We start from the raw sequence: 17137 nt of genomic DNA, 5'->3' as shown, positions 1-17137 counted from the left end.
GCTGTTCACTCCTCAGCTGGCTCTTCTTCTTGGTTTAAGGTTTCAATTATATTTTGGGCGACAGGCTGAGGCAGCCCTAACTTCGTAAGGTCATCCGGTACAGCTTCTTTTATGGCTTTTACAGACTTAAAGTGTCTTAGTAGTAATCGTCTGCGCTTCTGTCCAACCCCCGGGATTTTGTCGAGCTCTGATTGAAGAGCTCCTTTGCCGCGCAATTGCCTGTGGAACGAGATAGCAAAACGGTGCACTTCATCCTGAATTCGCTGGACTAGATAAAATTCCTGCGAGTTTCGATCAAGCGGCACTATACTTGGCGGCTCGCCGTATAAGAGCTCACTCGTCTTATGTTTATCATCCTTTGCTAATCCGCATAACGGAACATCAAGTCCCAGTTCATTTTCCAGCACGTCAATCGCCGCCGACATTTGTCCCTTACCGCCGTCCACGACGATTAAATCAGGTAAAGGCAGATCTTCTTTAAGCACCCGTGCATACCTTCTCCTAATTACTTCACGCATAGTGTCGTAGTCATCAGGACCTTCTACGTTTTTTACTTTATACTTGCGGTATTCCTTCTTGTTAGGTTTTCCATCTATAAACGCGACCATAGCCGAAACCGGGTCTGTCCCTTGTATATTCGAGTTATCAAATGCTTCGATCCGGTAAGGCGTTTCGATATTTAATGCCTCACCCAGTGTTTCTACTGCTTTAATCGTACGCTCTTCATCTCTTTCAATTAAAGCGAACTTTTCTTCAAGTGCAATTTCTGCATTCTTCATCGCTAATTCCACGAGTTCCTTCTTACGCCCGCGCATGGGAATCAATACTTTTGTATCAATAATCCCCTCTAACAGTTCTGTTTTCGTTGCGATAGGTACGAGCACCTCTTTTGGATAAAGGTGATTCTGATGCAGGTAGAATCGTCCAATATAGCTTAGGAAAGAATCTTCCGGGTCATCAAAGAACGGAAATAGAGCGACATCTCTTTCAATCAGTTTGCCCTGGCGGATGAAAAACACCTGTACACACATCCAGCCTTTATTGTATGAATAGCCGAAGATGTCACGGTCAACGCGGTCATTCATCGTCATCTTCTGCTGCTCCATAACAGACTCTATATGTTCAATCTGATCGCGATATTCTTTCGCTCTTTCAAAATCAAGCTTTTCAGAAGCTTCATGCATTTTATTTTTCAGGTCATCTTTGATTTCCTTGTGCCCGCCTGCTAAAAAAGATGTAATGCTCTGGACGATTTCCTGATTGGTTTCTTTAGAAACAGGAAATTCACAAGGGCCCAAGCATTGATGCATATGGTAATATAGACAAACACGATCAGGCATCGTATTGCACTTTCTTAAAGGATACAGACGGTCGAGCAGTTTCTTCGTTTCCCTTGCCGCTATAACGTTAGGGTAAGGACCAAAGTATTTCCCCTTATCCTTTTTAACCTTTCTCGTTACAATCAGCTTCGGATGCCTTTCGGCTGTAACTTTCAAATACGGATATGTCTTATCATCTTTAAGCATGACGTTATATTTAGGGTCATGCTTTTTAATTAAGTTCATTTCAAGAATCAACGCTTCAATCTCTGAAGTCGTCACGATATATTCGAAGTCCACGATTTCCCGGACTAATCTTTGGGTCTTTCCATCATGGGCTCCCGTAAAATAAGAGCGGACCCGATTTTTTAATACCTTGGCTTTTCCAACGTATATAATCGTACCCTGTTTATCTTTCATTAAATAGCAGCCCGGCTGACCCGGCAGCACGGCTAGCTTTTCTTTTAAATTGTTATTCATTGTTGCTCACTCCACCCTATTGTGGTTCTTCTAAAAATGTACCACATTTAGGAAATGATATACAGCAAAAAAGCCACGTCGCTGAAGCAACGTGGCTTTCTCTTAAATTGTTGATTAAGAATGCTTTGTAATCAATTCAGCAAGTGCTTCCTTAGGCTGGAAACCAATGACCTGATCAACTACTTTTCCATCTTTGAATAGAAGCAATGTAGGAATACTCATAACGCCAAACTTACTGGCAGTTTCCTGGTTTTCATCTACATCAAGCTTCACAATTTTCACTTGATCGCTCATCTCTTCATCTAGTTCTTCAAGTACGGGAGCGATCATTTTACAAGGGCCACACCAAGGTGCCCAGAAATCAGCAAGTACTAATCCCTCGCTAGTTTCTTCTGTAAAGTTCTGATCAGTTGCTTTAACAAGTGCCATAAATAAATTCCTCCTCGATCATAATCTTTTGATCTGTAATGAGTATATCACTTTATATTTTGAGTGACTAACAATTTGTTTATGCTAAGAAAAGTAAGAGGGGCTAAGTTAGGCCTGACATGCATATGCAAAACCATGCAGTGGCGGTCCTTTGCCACGTAATGGGATTGCTTATGACACGAAGGCCTGCCCCTCGCAACTGGACCTTTTAAAAGTGGAGGTGCCTCGGTAAGCTGCGACAAGCATAAGACAAGCTTTAGCGTGAAGTGATCCACTTCACATAGCCAACAAACTTAAAATTGAAAGGCCAAAGCAATTAAGCTTTGGCCCTTTTCAATTATGCGTTAACTTTAAGCTGCTTAATTTCTTCTGTAAGTTTCGGCACGACATCAAACAGGTCACCGACAATTCCATAATCGGCTACATTAAAAATGTTAGCTTCCGGATCTTTGTTTATAGCAACAATAACTTTTGAGTTCGACATCCCCGCTAAGTGCTGAATGGCTCCTGAGATACCGCAGGCGATATACAAGTCAGGAGTTACAACTTTACCTGTCTGGCCAATTTGAAGAGAGTAATCACAGTATCCCGCATCACAAGCTCCACGAGAGGCTCCTACTGTCCCCCCAAGAACTTCAGCCAGTTCCTCTAGAGGGCCAAACCCTTCTGAACTTTTCACTCCACGCCCTCCGGCTACAATTACTTTGGCTTCAGATAGATCTACACCGTCAGATGATTTACGAAGGATATCTTTAATCACTGTGCGGATATTCTGAACCTCTACATCCTTCTCAACAATTTCTCCGGACCTTGATTCGTCCCGGGCACCAGCTGGTATATTATTTGGACGGATTGTCGCAAATACAATGCCATCGGTAATTTCTTTCTTCTCAAACGCTTTTCCTGAATAAATCGGCCGAGTAAAGACAACCTTATCACCCTCAGCTGTTACTTCTGTTGCATCCGAAACCAATCCGGACTCCAAGCGGCTGGCAAGCTTAGGTGTTAAATCTTTACCTATGGACGTGTGTCCCATGATAATTCCTTCTGGAGACTCTTCATCAAGAACCGACTGAATCGCCTGGCCATATCCATCAGATGTATACGTTTTCAATTCATCGTTTGCTAACGTAATTACGCGGTCAGCGCCGTAATAAATCATTTCCTGACCCATTTCCTTTAGGTTATCAGAGCCGCATAATACACCTACGACTTCGCCGCCATCACTGATAATCTTTCCAGCAGCAATTGCTTCAAACGTTACGTTTCTTAGAGATCCCTCACGAGCTTCCCCGATTACTAATACTTTTTTACCCATACCTCTATCTCTCCCTTCTCTGTATTAAAGGACTTTCGCTTCTGTTTTTAATAAAGATACTAACTCTTTTACCTGATCTTCTGTGTCTCCTTCGAGAACCTTTCCAGCCTGCTTCTCCGGAGGAAGGAAAATATCGATCGTTTTCGTTTTTGGTTCTACATCATCTTCATCTAAATCCAAATCATCAATTTCCAGCTCTTCCAGCGGCTTTTTCTTCGCTTTCATAATCCCCGGCAGTGAAGGGTATCTTGGTTCATTAAGTCCCTGTTGACACGTAACGAGAAGCGGCAGAGTTGTATCGACTTTCTCAATATCTCCTTCCACATCACGTTCGATATGGACGTCAGAGCCGTCGATTTCAATATTAGTAATAGTAGTTACACAGGGTATATCTAATCGTTCCGCTAAACGAGGTCCAACTTGACCGCTGGCTTCATCTATAGCAACATTTCCGCCTAAAATAATATCAACTTCTTTATCTTCGAAATAAGCTTCTAATATTTTTACAGTAGTAAATTGATCGCCTTCTTCAAGATCATCTTCTGTATTGATCAGTACGGCTTTATCCGCACCCATCGCAAGAGCCGTACGCAGCTGCTTCTCTGCGTCTTCTCCACCTACTGTAACAACTGTTACTTCTCCTCCATGGGCATCGCGTAAGTTAATGGCTTCTTCGACCGCATACTCATCGTAAGGGTTAATAATGAATTCTGCCCCATCTTCTTCTATACGTCCTCCGCCAATAGATATTTTTTCCTCTGTGTCAAAAGTACGTTTCATTAGCACATAAATATTCATGAAAAAATTCCTCCTGTCCTATTGATCTTTAAACACTGGTTTTCTTTTTTCTATAAAAGCCTGCACGCCTTCGAGAGCATCTTCATTAGCAAAAATTTCGCCAAATGCTTTGGCTTCCTGCTCCATCCCCTCTTTAAGCTGTGTAGTATGCGCATAAGGGATAAGCTTCATAATTTGATGGATCGACGGTCCGCTCTTTGAAACCATTTGGCTCATTCGCTTTTTCGCTTCTTCAAAAAGGGTGTCTTCCGGAAAACTAGCATTAGCCAGCCCGCACTGAACGGCGTCTTTACCAGTAATTGGCGTGCCGGTTAGGATCATTTCATAGGCCTTTGCTGTACCCACATAGCGAGGAAGCCTTTGAGTGCCTGCAAATCCTGGTATGATTCCTAAGTTCAATTCAGGGAGCCCAAGTTTTGCATTTTCAGAGACATATCGGATATGACAGGACATCGCAAGCTCGAGTCCTCCTCCTAATGCCGCACCATGGATGACAGCGATCACCGGAATATGAAAGTTCTCAATTCGATTAAACAGCTCTTGTCCATCCTTGGCCAGGTGGCCGGAACCAGAGGAATCCTGAAAAGAAGTAAATTCTTTAATATCAGCACCTGCAGAGAAGAACCTTCCCTCTCCTTTTAAGAGGATACCTTTAATTTCTTTATTGTTTTCAATCTGATCGAGCTCATGTGATAAATCTTTTAAAATATGACTTGATAATGCATTGGCCGGCGGGCTGTCTATTGTTATCTCAGCCAGTGTCCCGCTCAGCCGTACTTTCATAGTAGACAATAACATTCACTCCTTAGTCTGAGGTTGGGCCAGCCCATAAACGATTAAACTATGGACGTCTTTAGCCTGTTCTTCTAAGTTATAACGCTGATCCTTCATCACCCAATTGGTCACTGCTTCATCCATCATTCCAAAAATCAACTGACGGACGAGACGGCGGTTTAGGTTATCCCGAAACAGCTTTTCACGAATGCCTTCTTCCACGATTTTATCGATCACCGCAAGATAACGCTTTAACACATTGTTGATCTTGCTTCTCAGTTCCTTGTTAGACTGGCGAAGTTCAAGCTGTGTTACAATTGCTAAGTGATGATCGGCAGCCAGCTGTTGAAAATGTGTCTCAATCAGAGTAAGCAGCTTTTCTTCGGCTGACTGCCGGGAAGTGGTTTCGTGTTCAATTTTCTCTATGAACTGGCCCATCTTATCTTGAAATAATGACACTAAAATATCTTCTTTGTTTTTAAAATAAAGGTAAATGGTACCATCCGCCACTCCCGCTTTTTTGGCAATTTTTGATACTTGCGAGGAGTGATATCCATTTTCAGCAATAACTACAACTGCTGCTTCAATGATTTGTTTGTATTTTGGTTTGTTTTTGTTCATGTGCAATCCCTGCCTTTGCTAAAAAATGAATGAATGGTCATTCACGTATTATATTACAGTCCAAAAATCACACTGTCAACAGCTTTTCCTAGGAATTTTGCAAAGGTTTAGAGTCTTCTATCTTTTTTCTTTCTTCTTCCACCAGAGTGCGTCTTAGAATTTTTCCGACTGCTGTTTTTGGCAGTTCTTCTCTGAATTCATAGATCCGCGGAATTTTATAGGCCGCCATATTTTTTCTGCAGAATTCGTTAAGCTCTTCTTCTGTCACTTCCTTGTTTTGTTTTTTGACAATAAAGGCTTTAACAGTTTCTCCGCGATAAGGATCAGGTACTCCTATAATAACAGCTTCCTGAACGGCCTCGTGCTCATAAAGAACTTCTTCTACTTCCCGTGGATAAATATTATATCCACCGGCAATAATCATATCTTTCTTTCGATCAACCACGTAAAAATACCCATCTTCATTCATATAGCCCATATCACCTGTACGGAACCAGCCATCTTCACTCAGTACTTCTTCCGTATCTTCTTTTCTGTTCCAGTACCCCTTCATTACTTGAGGTCCTTTCACGACGATTTCGCCTATTTCTCCAAACTCTGCCTCTTCATCTGATCCCATTTTAATGACTTTCGCATCTGTATCCGGCCAAGGGACTCCGATACTTCCGCTCACCCGATTTGTCCAGATGAAGTTGGAGTGTGTAACCGGCGACGTCTCAGTCAGACCATAACCTTCTACAAGCTTACCTCCAGTTATTTTTTCAAATTGTTCCTGTACTTCTACTGGCAGAGGAGCCGAACCACTGAGGCATGCTTCGATCGATGAAAGGTCGTATTTCTTGAGGTCTGGATGATTGAGAAGAGCAATATAAATCGTAGGGGCTCCCGGGAAAAGGGTCGGCCTTTGCTTTTCGATTACTTTTAAAACGTCGAGAGGTTCAAACCTCGGCATGAGCACCATTCGATTCGACATCATAACAGATAGGTTCATAACGGCTGTCATTCCGTAAACGTGAAAGAAAGGTAAGATTGCTAAAACCGTTTCTTTTCCTCTTTCACATTTATAGAGCCATTTCACCGACATCTGGGTATTAGCCACAAGATTAAAATGGGTGAGCATTACACCTTTAGGAAAGCCGGTTGTACCTCCTGTATACTGCAGCAGTGCTAAGTCTTCCTTAGGATCAACTTCCACCGGGGAAAATTGACCGCTGCTTTCCTTAATAAGATGATGCCATAAGTGAGTATCCGTAGATCGCTCAGGTTTAACGAGCATCTGATATTGTTTTCTTTGAATAAAAGGATAAATTTTATTTTTAGGAAATGGAAGATAATCCTTAATCCCTGTCACAAGGATATGTTCCAGCTGTGTAGCTGCTTTTATATGTGCGACTTTTGGATAAAGAATATCCAGACAGAGGATCATTTTGGCTCCAGAGTCTTTTAACTGGTATTCCAATTCTCTTTCCATATAAAGAGGATTGGTCTGAACAACAACTCCTCCGGCCAATAATACTCCATAGTAAGCAATTACAGATTGAGGGCAGTTCGGCAGCATGATGGAAACCCGGTCACCTTTTTCTAAACCGAGCTTCTGCAGATAGCCGGCAAACTTCTTAGCATCTCTATATACTTCTTCATACGTCAATTCCTTACCCATAAAATAAAGCGCTTTCTTTTCTGGGTAATTTAGAGCACTTTCTTCTAAATAATCGTGTAGAGGCTTTTCATCATATGTCAGGCTGACAGGTATTTCCGGGGGATAATGCTTATGCCAAGGACGTGATTCATTAACCATAATCGATTCCCTCCCACCTTTTAATACTTTCATTATACCGATATATCCAAATAATTTGAAATATTTTTTAAATAATCTTAATTTACTAAGTATTTAGTTCTATCCCCTCGTGTAGTCGCATATAAAAAAACTCCCTGTTAGAAACAGGAAGTTTAAACAATAAACATATATATAACACCGACAATAATAAATACAGCTGCCACCACCATTAATACTTTCGCTAGTGTTTCCACCTTAAGCCTCCTTACTTAATATTGGCCCCGATAACAAAGGACAGACCTATGGAAATAATTAATGAAATAAAACCTACCGCCCGATTATCATTTGCAATTTCTTCATCAATTTTAAAGGAAGGGGTTAAGAATTCGAAAATAAAATATCCAAGCAGAAGAAGAACAAACCCGTAAAGCCCCCACCCCATCATTTGCAAAAGAGAATCATTATGAGCGATGGAATACCGAAAAATATTAGCGATTCCGAAAATTTTTCCGCCTGTCGCCATCGCTACCGCCAAATTCCCTGCTTTGATCTCGCTCCAGTTGTTGTATCTTGTGACCATTTCAAAGACCGTCATAAATATGACTACACATAGAACAGCCACACTGTAACTGGCAGCCGTTTCTATATAAACGTTTTCCCAAAAACCAGTCATACTCCCGCACTCCTCGTGTATAGATTATTTTAACTCTAACACTGTCACTCCGCTTCCGCCTTCATTCATGCCCCCAGCCCGGTATGAGGAAATGGAGCGGTGGTTCTTGGCATAGTTTTGAACAGCATTACGCAAAGCTCCGGTTCCTTTACCGTGAATAATAGAGACTCGCGGATAATTGGCTAATAACGCATCGTCCACATATTTCTCCAGTAAATTTAGAGCGTCTTCATACCTTTCGCCCCTTAAGTCCAGCTCTGTTTTTACATAGTGTGCTTTGCCTTTAACTGTCGCCATAGGTTTTTCTTTGTACGGCTGTTTGGCCTTCACAAATTCCAAGTCGGTTCTTTTAGCTTTCACTTTTAATACACCGAACTGAACCTGGTATTCGTCCCTGCCTGTCTTCTCTAAGATGACGCCCTGCTGATTTAAAGTCACATGTTTGACTTCATCGCCTGGCTTGAGTTCCTTATCTTCCTTAGCTGTATTGAGAGTTTGAGGTTTCCCGTCTCTTTTAGCAAGATGAGGCTGGGCTTCTTCAAGGGATTTCCGAGCTTCAATCCATTCGTGCTCTTTCATTCCCGCCTGATTCTTCATGCTGCGGATCTGGCTGACGATCTCTTCCGCCTCACGTCTGGCATTCTCGATGGCTTTTTCAGCTTTTGCCTCTGCTTTTTGATAAAGCTTTTCTTTCTTTTCTTCTAATTGCTGCCACTGTGCGCGCAAATCATCGTAAAGCTCCTGGGCTTCTTCGAGCTTCCTCTGCGCTTCTTCATAATCACGCTCTGCTCCTCTCGTTGATTCCTCAAGAGAAGCAATCATATTTTCAACACTTTGTGAGTCAACTCCCACTTGCTGCTGGGCAGTATGAATAATATCTTCGGAAAGGCCCAGCCTTCTAGATATTTCAAATGCATTACTCCGGCCCGGAACCCCGATTAATAAACGGTAAGTCGGCTTTAATGTTTGAATATCAAATTCGACCGAAGCGTTCGTAACCCCTTCACGATTGTAGCCGTATGCTTTTAATTCAGGGTAGTGAGTAGTGGCAATCACGCGGGCTTTCCTGCCAACAACTTCATCAAGAATAGACATCGCTAATGCTGCACCTTCCTGCGGGTCGGTTCCTGCCCCAAGTTCATCGAAAAGCACTAGAGTACGGTCATTTACGTGCTTAAGAATTTCCACGATATTGGTCATATGTGATGAAAAAGTTGATAGGCTCTGCTCAATCGACTGCTCATCACCAATATCGGCAAAAACTTGTTCAAATACGGCTAATTCACAGCCGTCTAACGCAGGCACTTGAAGACCTGACTGAGCCATTAACGTAAATAATCCGACTAATTTCAGTGTGACCGTTTTACCACCGGTATTGGGCCCGGTAATAACAATTGACGTAAAGTCCGTCCCAATTTCAATATCATTTGGCACAACTTCCTTTGGATCAATGAGCGGGTGCCGCGCCTGTTTCATTTTAATACGGCCTTCTTTGTTCATCGAAGGCATAGCCGCTTTCATCTTTTGGCCGAGCTTTGCCCGGGCGAACATAAAATCAACAGCCGCTAATATGTCGACGTTGTGGCGCAGTGCTCCTTCTTCTTCAGCGATCGCCTGAGAAAGCTCGGAAAGAATTCGTTCGATTTCCCGCTTTTCATCAACACGAGCTTGCTGCAGCTGATTATTCACTTCAACTACAGCCTGTGGTTCTATGAACAAAGTAGCTCCTGAAGAAGATTGGTCGTGGACGATGCCTCCAATTGATCCTCTGCTCTCCTGCTTCACAGGCAGCACATAACGATCGTTTCGGATAGTCACAATTGCATCAGAGAGCATACTCGCTTTGGACTTCATTAAACTGTCCAGCTTATCGCGGACTCTGCTTTCATACGTGCGGATTCTTGACCGGATAGTCCTCAGTTTTTCTGAAGCTCCGTCCATCACTGTCCCGTTGTCATCAATACAGTTTTTTATTTGCCTCTCGAGCTCTGAGAGCGGAAGAAGTTCTCCGATTAACTCTCTTAATATCGGCATTTCAGGCTCATCCAAATCTTCAATAAAGCGTCGAAGCTGACGGCCGCCGTAGATCGTGCTGGCGATATCCAGACACTCCAAAGCACTTAGGACACCGCCTATCGCTGACCGTTTTAAGCTTGGTTTAATATCAAAAATCCCGCCTAACGGAATATTGCCTTTTAAACGAAGCACTTGAGCTGCTTCGTCCGTTTCGTTCTGCATCCTAACGACTTTCTCAAAATCAGTCGAAGGTTTTAAGGAAGCGGCTTCCTGCTTGCCGAGTGACGATGCAGCTTGTTCAGTCAGCTGATCTATAATTTTTTTATATTCTAAAACCTGCAGGATTCGTTGATTCATGGATTCAGATCTCCTTTACGTACGCTTAATCCCTAACCGTTTCTTCAGCTGTTTGGCTGTTAAAGTGTTGATTACCGTTTCTTTCTTCAGCCAGCCTTTACGCGCTGTACCTACACCCACTTCCATATGATCAAGCATTGGGTAGCTGTGGGCATCGGTATTAATGGCGATTTCTACTCCTTCTTCCTGGGCTTTTCTCACCCACTCAGAGTTTAAATCAAGACGGTTAGGGTTAGCGTTCAATTCTAGAATGGTGCCTGTGTCTTTTGCCCCTTGAATGAGCTTGTCTACATCAATGGCATACCCATTTCTACGTCCAATCAGACGCCCAGTCGGATGGGCAATCATATGAACGCAGGGATTTTCTAATGCATTAAATAAACGTTTCATAATTTTGTCTTGTGACTGAGTGAAACTGGAATGAATGGAACCGATCACCCAGTCCATTTCTTTTAAAAATTCATCATCGAAGTCAAGAGAGCCGTCAGGAAGGATATCCAATTCAATTCCCGCAAAGATGTGGAAGTCCTTAAACTCTTCATTCAGCTTATCGATTTCTTCTCTCTGCTTCCTCAGTTTCTTTTCATCTAATCCGTTGGCCACACGTAAATACTTAGAGTGATCTGTAATAGCGATATAGTCATATCCTTTTTCCTGACTGCGAAACGCCATTTCCCTAATCGACTGAGCACCATCACTCCACGTTGAGTGCATATGCAGATCCCCGCGTATATCGGAGTGTTCAAGCAGTTCCACTTTATCTTTAAAAACTTCCACTTCTCCTGTATTTTCTCTTACTTCCGGAGGAATATAATGCAAACCGAAATGAGCAAAAAAATCCTCTTCTGTTTCAAATGTTTCTATTTCTCCGGTTTCTGTATTTTCTATTCCATACTCGCTGATTTTTTCATTTCTTTCCTTCGCCAGCTGCCTCATCGTCACATTATGATCTTTTGAACCGGTAAAATGATGAAGCGTAGTAATAAACTCTTCAGGCTCCACAATTCGAAAGTCAATTCCGATATCATATCCTTCGTTAACGATCACTGAGACTTTTGTTTCACCTGAAGCGATAACTTCTTTCACATCCGGGTACTCCAACAGCTGATCTCGTGCTGCAGGTGCATCTGTGGAAGCCACAATAAAATCTAAGTCTTTAATCGTTTCCTTCATTCTGCGCACACTACCGGCCTGTGAATACCGTTTAATAGAAGACAGGCTGCTTAAGTATTCTTCAACCTTCTGTGCGAGCGGCAGCATAACAGCGATCGGAAGACGCTCAGGTCTTGAACCTGCCTCTTCTAAGCTCTTCAGCATTTTTTCTGCTGATTTCTTCCCAAACCCTTCTAACTCTTCAACTTTTCCTGATTCGAGAGCTTCTTTAAGGGATTCCGCATCTGTTACCCCAAGCTTCTGGTAAAGCTTAGCCAGCTTCTTACCGCCAAGTCCCGGTAAGTTAAGAAGAGGAACTAACCCTGCCGGCACTTCGGCTTCGAGCTGGCGGAGGGTTTCTGAGACTCCATCTTCTATATACTCTTCAATTACAGAAGCTGTTCCTTTTCCAATGCCTTTCATTTTTGTAAAGTCGTCGATCTCTGACAGAGAACGGTCATCTTCTTCCAGCGCACCGGCCGCTTTTCGGTAGGCTGATATTTTAAAAGGATTTTCTCCTTTGAGCTCTAAGTAAATCGCAATTTTTTCAAGGAGTTTTACTACTTGTTTTTTATTCACAGTCATATCTTTTCCACCTTTCTATTCGCATAGGCTGTGTTAATTATTCGTAGTGACTTCCTATCATAAGGGAAGAGACTGTTTGCTTTCTGCGGACGAACAGTCAAGGCTCCTCACTCGTGACCTCTCTGCTGAGGTCGCAGGCCGTCTGTTTTTTAAGCAGGACTCTCGCAGGACCCCTCCTTATCCGGAATCTCAACATCCTGTTCGTAAAGGGTTCATAAAAAAGAGCCGCCATGATCTAATCATAGCGGCTCCATTTCTCTTTATATCATACTTGCCACTTGTTCAATCCATAAATTTTTCAATTGACCAGACAAAACAGGCGTATGTTCAATAATGAACTGCGCAATAAACGATCCATCGATTGCGTTCTGAACAGACGCTATCGGAACGAGCGCCGCGATATAAAGCAATATAAAGAGAATGATATAACGCTCGATGAACCCAAGGAAACCGCCAAGAAGCCCATTGACGGAACTTAGCACAGGAAGCTCCGCGACAAAGTCCAGCATAGAGGCGATGATTTGGAGAATAATTTTCACACCAAAAAATATAATGGCAAAAGCAATTGCATTATAAAAGGCAGCTTCGAGCGGCAGACTCTCTAGAAACACTGCCCATGAAGCATCCTGTGGCAGCTGTGGATAAGGCACCCACAGTACCAGATGAGGAGCTAAGTCATCATAATAAAGCACTCCTGTTACAAATGCGGTTATAAATCCAATCAAATGAAATATTTGAAGAATGAAGCCTCGTTTAAAGCCTGTAAAAATACCTAAAAGTAAAATTAAAATTATCAGTATATCAATCATTTTCGTTGTCTTCCTCTTTCTCTATTGTTTCAATGTAGTTCATGAGCTCCGTACATTCTTCTTTAAGTTTTATGTACTCGTTCATCGTATTAACCGCCGTTAAAACAGCTAACCTGGAAACATCCAGGGTTGGATTCGCTTCATGAATCTCTCTCATTTTCTGATCGACAAGATTAGAAACCATACGGATATGGTGTGGCTCTTCCTGACCTATAATTGTATAAGACCTATTGTGAATTTCAACTGTGATTCTTTTACGTTCTTTATCAGATTGGGACACATCCATACCCCCCTCCATAATATCCTACGCTTAATAGTAACATGAAGGTAAACGAATAGGAAACTATTACGTATTCTTTCTATTTTGAGTAGTATATATTTGCTATACTAATTCTATCGCGATTATTTAAAAGGAAGGAAATACATATGCCACAAGTTGTTCTTAAGCTTTCAAAAAAGCAGTTAACAGATATAAAAAAGCATTATGAGTCATCCTTAAAAAACCCCCCAGCCCATGCTTTATTTGCAGCCAAAACACAAAGCTGTACGATCACCGCCTACCCTTCAGGAAAAGTCCTTTTTCAAGGTAAAAATCCTGAAGCCGAAGCCGGCAAGTGGGGGTCTTTGGCTGAAGTGAAATCTAAGGCCTCAACCAAGCCTGTTCACCGCTATCATCCGCCAAATGAATTGTTTGCACAGTCACACATCGGCTCAGATGAAGCGGGCACGGGGGATTTTTTCGGTCCGATTACCGTAGCAGCGGCTTACGTAAAAGAGCATCAAATCGGCCAGTTAAAAGCGATAGGCGTCAAAGATTCCAAGCACCTTGCAGACAGGCAGATCACACATCTGGCCAGACAAATTATTGAAATGAAAATTCCTTACAGCCTGATGCGGTTAAACAATGCGAAATATAATGAGTGGCAGCAAAGAGGATGGTCCCAAGGGAAAATGAAAACCATACTGCATGATAAGGCTCTTGAAGCCCTGCTTGCTAAAATTGCTCCAGAAAAGCCGGCAGGAATTTTAGTCGACCAGTTTTCCCAGCCTGATGTATATCAGAAGCACCTCATGTCACAAGGACGTAAACTACAGGAAAACATATATTTCATGACGAAAGCTGAAAGTTACTCAATTGCTGTTGCTGTTGGTTCGATTATTGCGAGATCAAGCTTTGTCAAAGCGATGAATCAGATCGAAATGGATACAGGGCTTCCGATTCCTAAAGGAGCATCTGCTAAAGTTGATCAAGCAGCCGCGAAGATCATTGAAGTATATGGTGTAGAGAAATTAAACGAAATTGCCAAGGTTCACTTTGCCAACAAAGAAAAAGCGAAAAAGCTGGTAAAAAAACAACCATAACAACGCGAGGGAGTTAAGCCGTTCGCTTTCCGTGGACGACCTGCCAAGCCTCCACGTTCGTTACCTCACTAAAGAGGCTCGTGGTCTTATCTCCATCCGTCTGAGCGAAAAAAAGATTCTCCTCCATGGTTTACTATAAACAGGAGAGAGTCTTTTTTTGTTCTTATTACCAACACAGCTGAGCCTTTTTCTAAAAACTAAAAAAGCGAGCGTTAAACGCTCGCTTTTTTATTATCCTCTTAGTTCAGCAGCATGCTTATTTTTAACTGCCTGCAGGATTTCATTGTGTTTTCCTTCCACTTCTTCATCCTTAAGAGTTCTGGCCGGATCAAGGTATACGAGATTGAAGGCTAACGATTTCTTACCTGCCTCTAAATGCTCGCCTTGATAAACATCAAAGACTAAAACATCTTTAACCAGCGGCTCACCAGATTCACGGATTGTTGCTTCAATGTCTCCAGCTTCGATATTTTCATCTACTACAAGCGCAATATCACGGCTTACGCTTGGAAATCTAGGGATCGTTTCAAATCTTTCTTCTTTATTATACAGCTCAAGCAGCTTCTCTGCGTTCAAATCAAAGACGTACGTTTCTTTCAACCCTTTTTCTTTCTGTAATCGAGGGTGAATTTGTCCTAAGAAACCAATCACTTCTCCGGCTGCTTTTATAAAAGCGGTTCTGCCTGGATGCATATTCTGAAGCTTCGCTTTTTCAAAAGTGATCTCAATTCCGAGCTTCTCTGCCAGCCCTTCAACAATTCCTTTAACAACGAAGAAGTCAACAGCTTTCTTCTCTTGCTGCCACGGATGAGACATCCATTCACCAGTTAAGACTCCAGCGGCACGAAGGACTTCCTGCGGCTGTTTGGTCACCTGCTCTTCTTCACTGATAAACACTGTGCCTATTTCATAGTAGGCGATGTCCGCCTGTTTGCGTGCTACATTATAAGCGGCTGAGTTCAGTATTTCAGGCAGCAGGCTCAGGCGCAGATGGCTGTGGTCTTCACTCATCGGCATAGCCAATTGTACGGGCGATTTTGCCTGCTCTTCTACTTCTTTACTTACGAGGATTGTCGACTGCTTCTCACTGGTCAGTGAATATGTGATCACTTCATCCAGGCCTGCTCCTTCAAAGTACGCCTTCATACGGCGCTTAAGCAGCTGTTCCTGTGTTAATCCGCCGGCCTGGGAAGCTCCGCTTGGCAGAGTGTATGGAAGATTATCATAGCCGTAAATTCGTGCTACTTCTTCAAGCATATCTTCAAATAGAACAACATCTCCGCGGCGGGTCGGTACACTGACCGTGAAATCTTCGTCTTTCTGCTTATATCTAAATTGCAGTCTATCAAGGATTCCGGCGATTTCATTAGAAGAAATCTCTGTTCCTAAACGATCATTAATCGTGTTTGTATTAATTTCCACTGTTTTTTCAGCGCGGTCCAGTTTATCAAAGCTGGAAGCACCTTTCAGAACGGTGGCGCCTGCATATTTTTCTAACAGTTCACAGGCTCTTACCCCTGCCTTATCCACGCGGTTAGGATCTACACCTTTTTCAAAGCGAGTGCTCGCTTCACTTCTAAGACCGTGATCTTTCGCAGATTGTCTAACATTCGCCGGGTTAAAGTAAGCAGCTTCTAACAAGATGGTCGTTGTATCTTCCTGTACTTCTGATTCCGCACCGCCCATTACACCGGCAATCGCATGTGCTTTTTTCCCATTCGTAATTACTAAATGCTTGCTTGTTAATACTCTTTCCTGGTCATCCAGCGTAACAATAGTTTCTCCATCACGGGCACGTCGGGTAACAACCTTGTTGGAACCAAAGCGGTCGTAATCAAAAGCGTGAAGCGGCTGGCCATATTCCAATAGCACATAGTTTGTGATGTCTACCACATTATTAATCGGGCGGATACCGGCAGCTGTTAAACGGTTTTGCATCCAAAGCGGCGATGGTCCTACTTTGACATTCTTCACGATAAACGCTCCGTAATAAGGGTTCGCCTGCGGGTCTTCGACGTCTACTTCGATATAAGATTCTGCTTTTTCAGAAGAAGTCTCCGCTTCCTGTGTTTCTAACTTATAATCGCGTCCCAGAGCCGCAGCAACTTCGTAGGCAACTCCTGCCATGCTTAAGCAATCCGCACGGTTAGGTGTTAAGCCTAGTTCAATGATGATATCGTCAAGATTAAGCAGGGAGATCGCATTTTCGCCTTTCTGCACATCTTCAGAAAAGACATAAATGCCTTTCTGAAATTCTTGCGGCACATCCTTCTCATCTACACCAAGCTCCTGCAGTGAACAGACCATCCCGTTGGATACTTCTCCGCGAAGCTTTGTTTTCTTTATTTTAAAGTTACCTGGAAGGACAGCACCTGGTACAGCAACAGGCACCTTTTGGCCTTGAGCAATATTTGGTGCACCGCAGACGATCTGAAGCTTTTCTTCCCCGACATCTATCTGGCATAGGGATAGCTTGTCCGCATTCGGATGCTGCTCACAAGATTCTACATACCCTACGACAACTCCCTTAACTGCTTCAGCTACCGGTTCAACACTCTCTACTTCAATTCCAGTTTTCGTAATAATTTCAGCTAAATCTTCTGGTTTATAGTCACGAACATCAATTAATTCATTTAACCAATTGAATGATACTAACATCGATCTTCC

The 17137-nt window shown here is 42.7% G+C and carries 14 protein-coding genes; 1 reads left to right on the top strand and 13 read right to left on the bottom strand.

Annotated elements, in window-relative coordinates:
* Window positions 1-5: 5 nt before the first annotated feature.
* The 12 genes from uvrC to zapA all read right to left on the bottom strand — a co-directional run bounded on the left by uvrC (window position 6) and on the right by zapA (window position 13394).
* A complete protein-coding gene (gene uvrC / locus HUS26_RS03860; protein WP_173915901.1) occupies window positions 6-1799 on the bottom strand; it encodes an excinuclease ABC subunit UvrC in 1794 nt (597 codons plus the stop codon).
* 114 nt (window positions 1800-1913) lie between these two features.
* Complete coding sequence (gene trxA / locus HUS26_RS03855; RefSeq protein WP_173915900.1) at window positions 1914-2228, bottom strand: thioredoxin; 315 nt, start codon at window positions 2226-2228, stop codon at window positions 1914-1916.
* A 337-nt stretch (window positions 2229-2565) separates the two neighbouring features.
* On the bottom strand, window positions 2566-3546 hold the full coding sequence (locus tag HUS26_RS03850) for an electron transfer flavoprotein subunit alpha/FixB family protein (protein ID WP_173915899.1): 981 nt from the start codon (window positions 3544-3546) through the stop codon (window positions 2566-2568).
* A 24-nt stretch (window positions 3547-3570) separates the two neighbouring features.
* Complete coding sequence (locus tag HUS26_RS03845) at window positions 3571-4344, bottom strand: electron transfer flavoprotein subunit beta/FixA family protein (RefSeq protein WP_173915898.1); 774 nt, start codon at window positions 4342-4344, stop codon at window positions 3571-3573.
* A gap of 18 nt (window positions 4345-4362) precedes the next feature.
* Entirely contained in the window at window positions 4363-5136 is a 774-nt protein-coding gene (locus HUS26_RS03840; protein WP_371809542.1) for an enoyl-CoA hydratase, read from the bottom strand.
* A 6-nt stretch (window positions 5137-5142) separates the two neighbouring features.
* On the bottom strand, window positions 5143-5739 hold the full coding sequence (locus HUS26_RS03835) for a TetR/AcrR family transcriptional regulator (protein WP_173915896.1): 597 nt from the start codon (window positions 5737-5739) through the stop codon (window positions 5143-5145).
* 88 nt (window positions 5740-5827) lie between these two features.
* Complete coding sequence (locus HUS26_RS03830; RefSeq protein WP_173915895.1) at window positions 5828-7537, bottom strand: AMP-binding protein; 1710 nt, start codon at window positions 7535-7537, stop codon at window positions 5828-5830.
* 244 nt (window positions 7538-7781) lie between these two features.
* Complete coding sequence (locus HUS26_RS03825; protein WP_173915894.1) at window positions 7782-8189, bottom strand: DUF350 domain-containing protein; 408 nt, start codon at window positions 8187-8189, stop codon at window positions 7782-7784.
* A 24-nt stretch (window positions 8190-8213) separates the two neighbouring features.
* A complete protein-coding gene (locus tag HUS26_RS03820; RefSeq protein WP_173915893.1) occupies window positions 8214-10562 on the bottom strand; it encodes an endonuclease MutS2 in 2349 nt (782 codons plus the stop codon).
* A gap of 15 nt (window positions 10563-10577) precedes the next feature.
* Window positions 10578-12299, bottom strand: a complete 1722-nt coding sequence (gene polX / locus HUS26_RS03815; RefSeq protein WP_173915892.1) for a DNA polymerase/3'-5' exonuclease PolX — start codon at window positions 12297-12299, stop codon at window positions 10578-10580.
* Between the two features lie 260 nt (window positions 12300-12559).
* On the bottom strand, window positions 12560-13108 hold the full coding sequence (locus HUS26_RS03810; protein ID WP_173915891.1) for a CvpA family protein: 549 nt from the start codon (window positions 13106-13108) through the stop codon (window positions 12560-12562).
* Complete coding sequence (gene zapA / locus HUS26_RS03805; RefSeq protein WP_371809539.1) at window positions 13101-13394, bottom strand: cell division protein ZapA; 294 nt, start codon at window positions 13392-13394, stop codon at window positions 13101-13103. The genes HUS26_RS03810 and zapA overlap by 8 nt, the downstream gene beginning before the upstream one ends.
* 140 nt (window positions 13395-13534) lie before the next feature.
* On the opposite strand from zapA, the gene rnhC reads away from it, so the two are divergent.
* Window positions 13535-14470 carry a ribonuclease HIII gene (gene rnhC / locus HUS26_RS03800; protein ID WP_173915889.1) on the top strand — a complete coding sequence of 312 codons (936 nt, stop codon included), beginning with the start codon at window positions 13535-13537 and terminating at the stop codon, window positions 14468-14470.
* Window positions 14471-14701: 231 nt separating this feature from the next.
* On the opposite strand, the gene pheT is transcribed toward rnhC, so the two are convergent.
* Window positions 14702-17128 carry a phenylalanine--tRNA ligase subunit beta gene (gene pheT, locus HUS26_RS03795; protein WP_173915888.1) on the bottom strand — a complete coding sequence of 809 codons (2427 nt, stop codon included), beginning with the start codon at window positions 17126-17128 and terminating at the stop codon, window positions 14702-14704.
* Window positions 17129-17137: the final 9 nt, after the last annotated feature.

This window comes from Halobacillus sp. Marseille-Q1614, from assembly GCF_902809865.1.
Lineage (GTDB): Bacteria > Bacillota > Bacilli > Bacillales > Halobacillaceae > Halobacillus_A.
The sequence above is the reverse complement of the archived record's forward strand: the minus strand, read 5'-3'. Positions and strand labels throughout refer to the sequence as shown.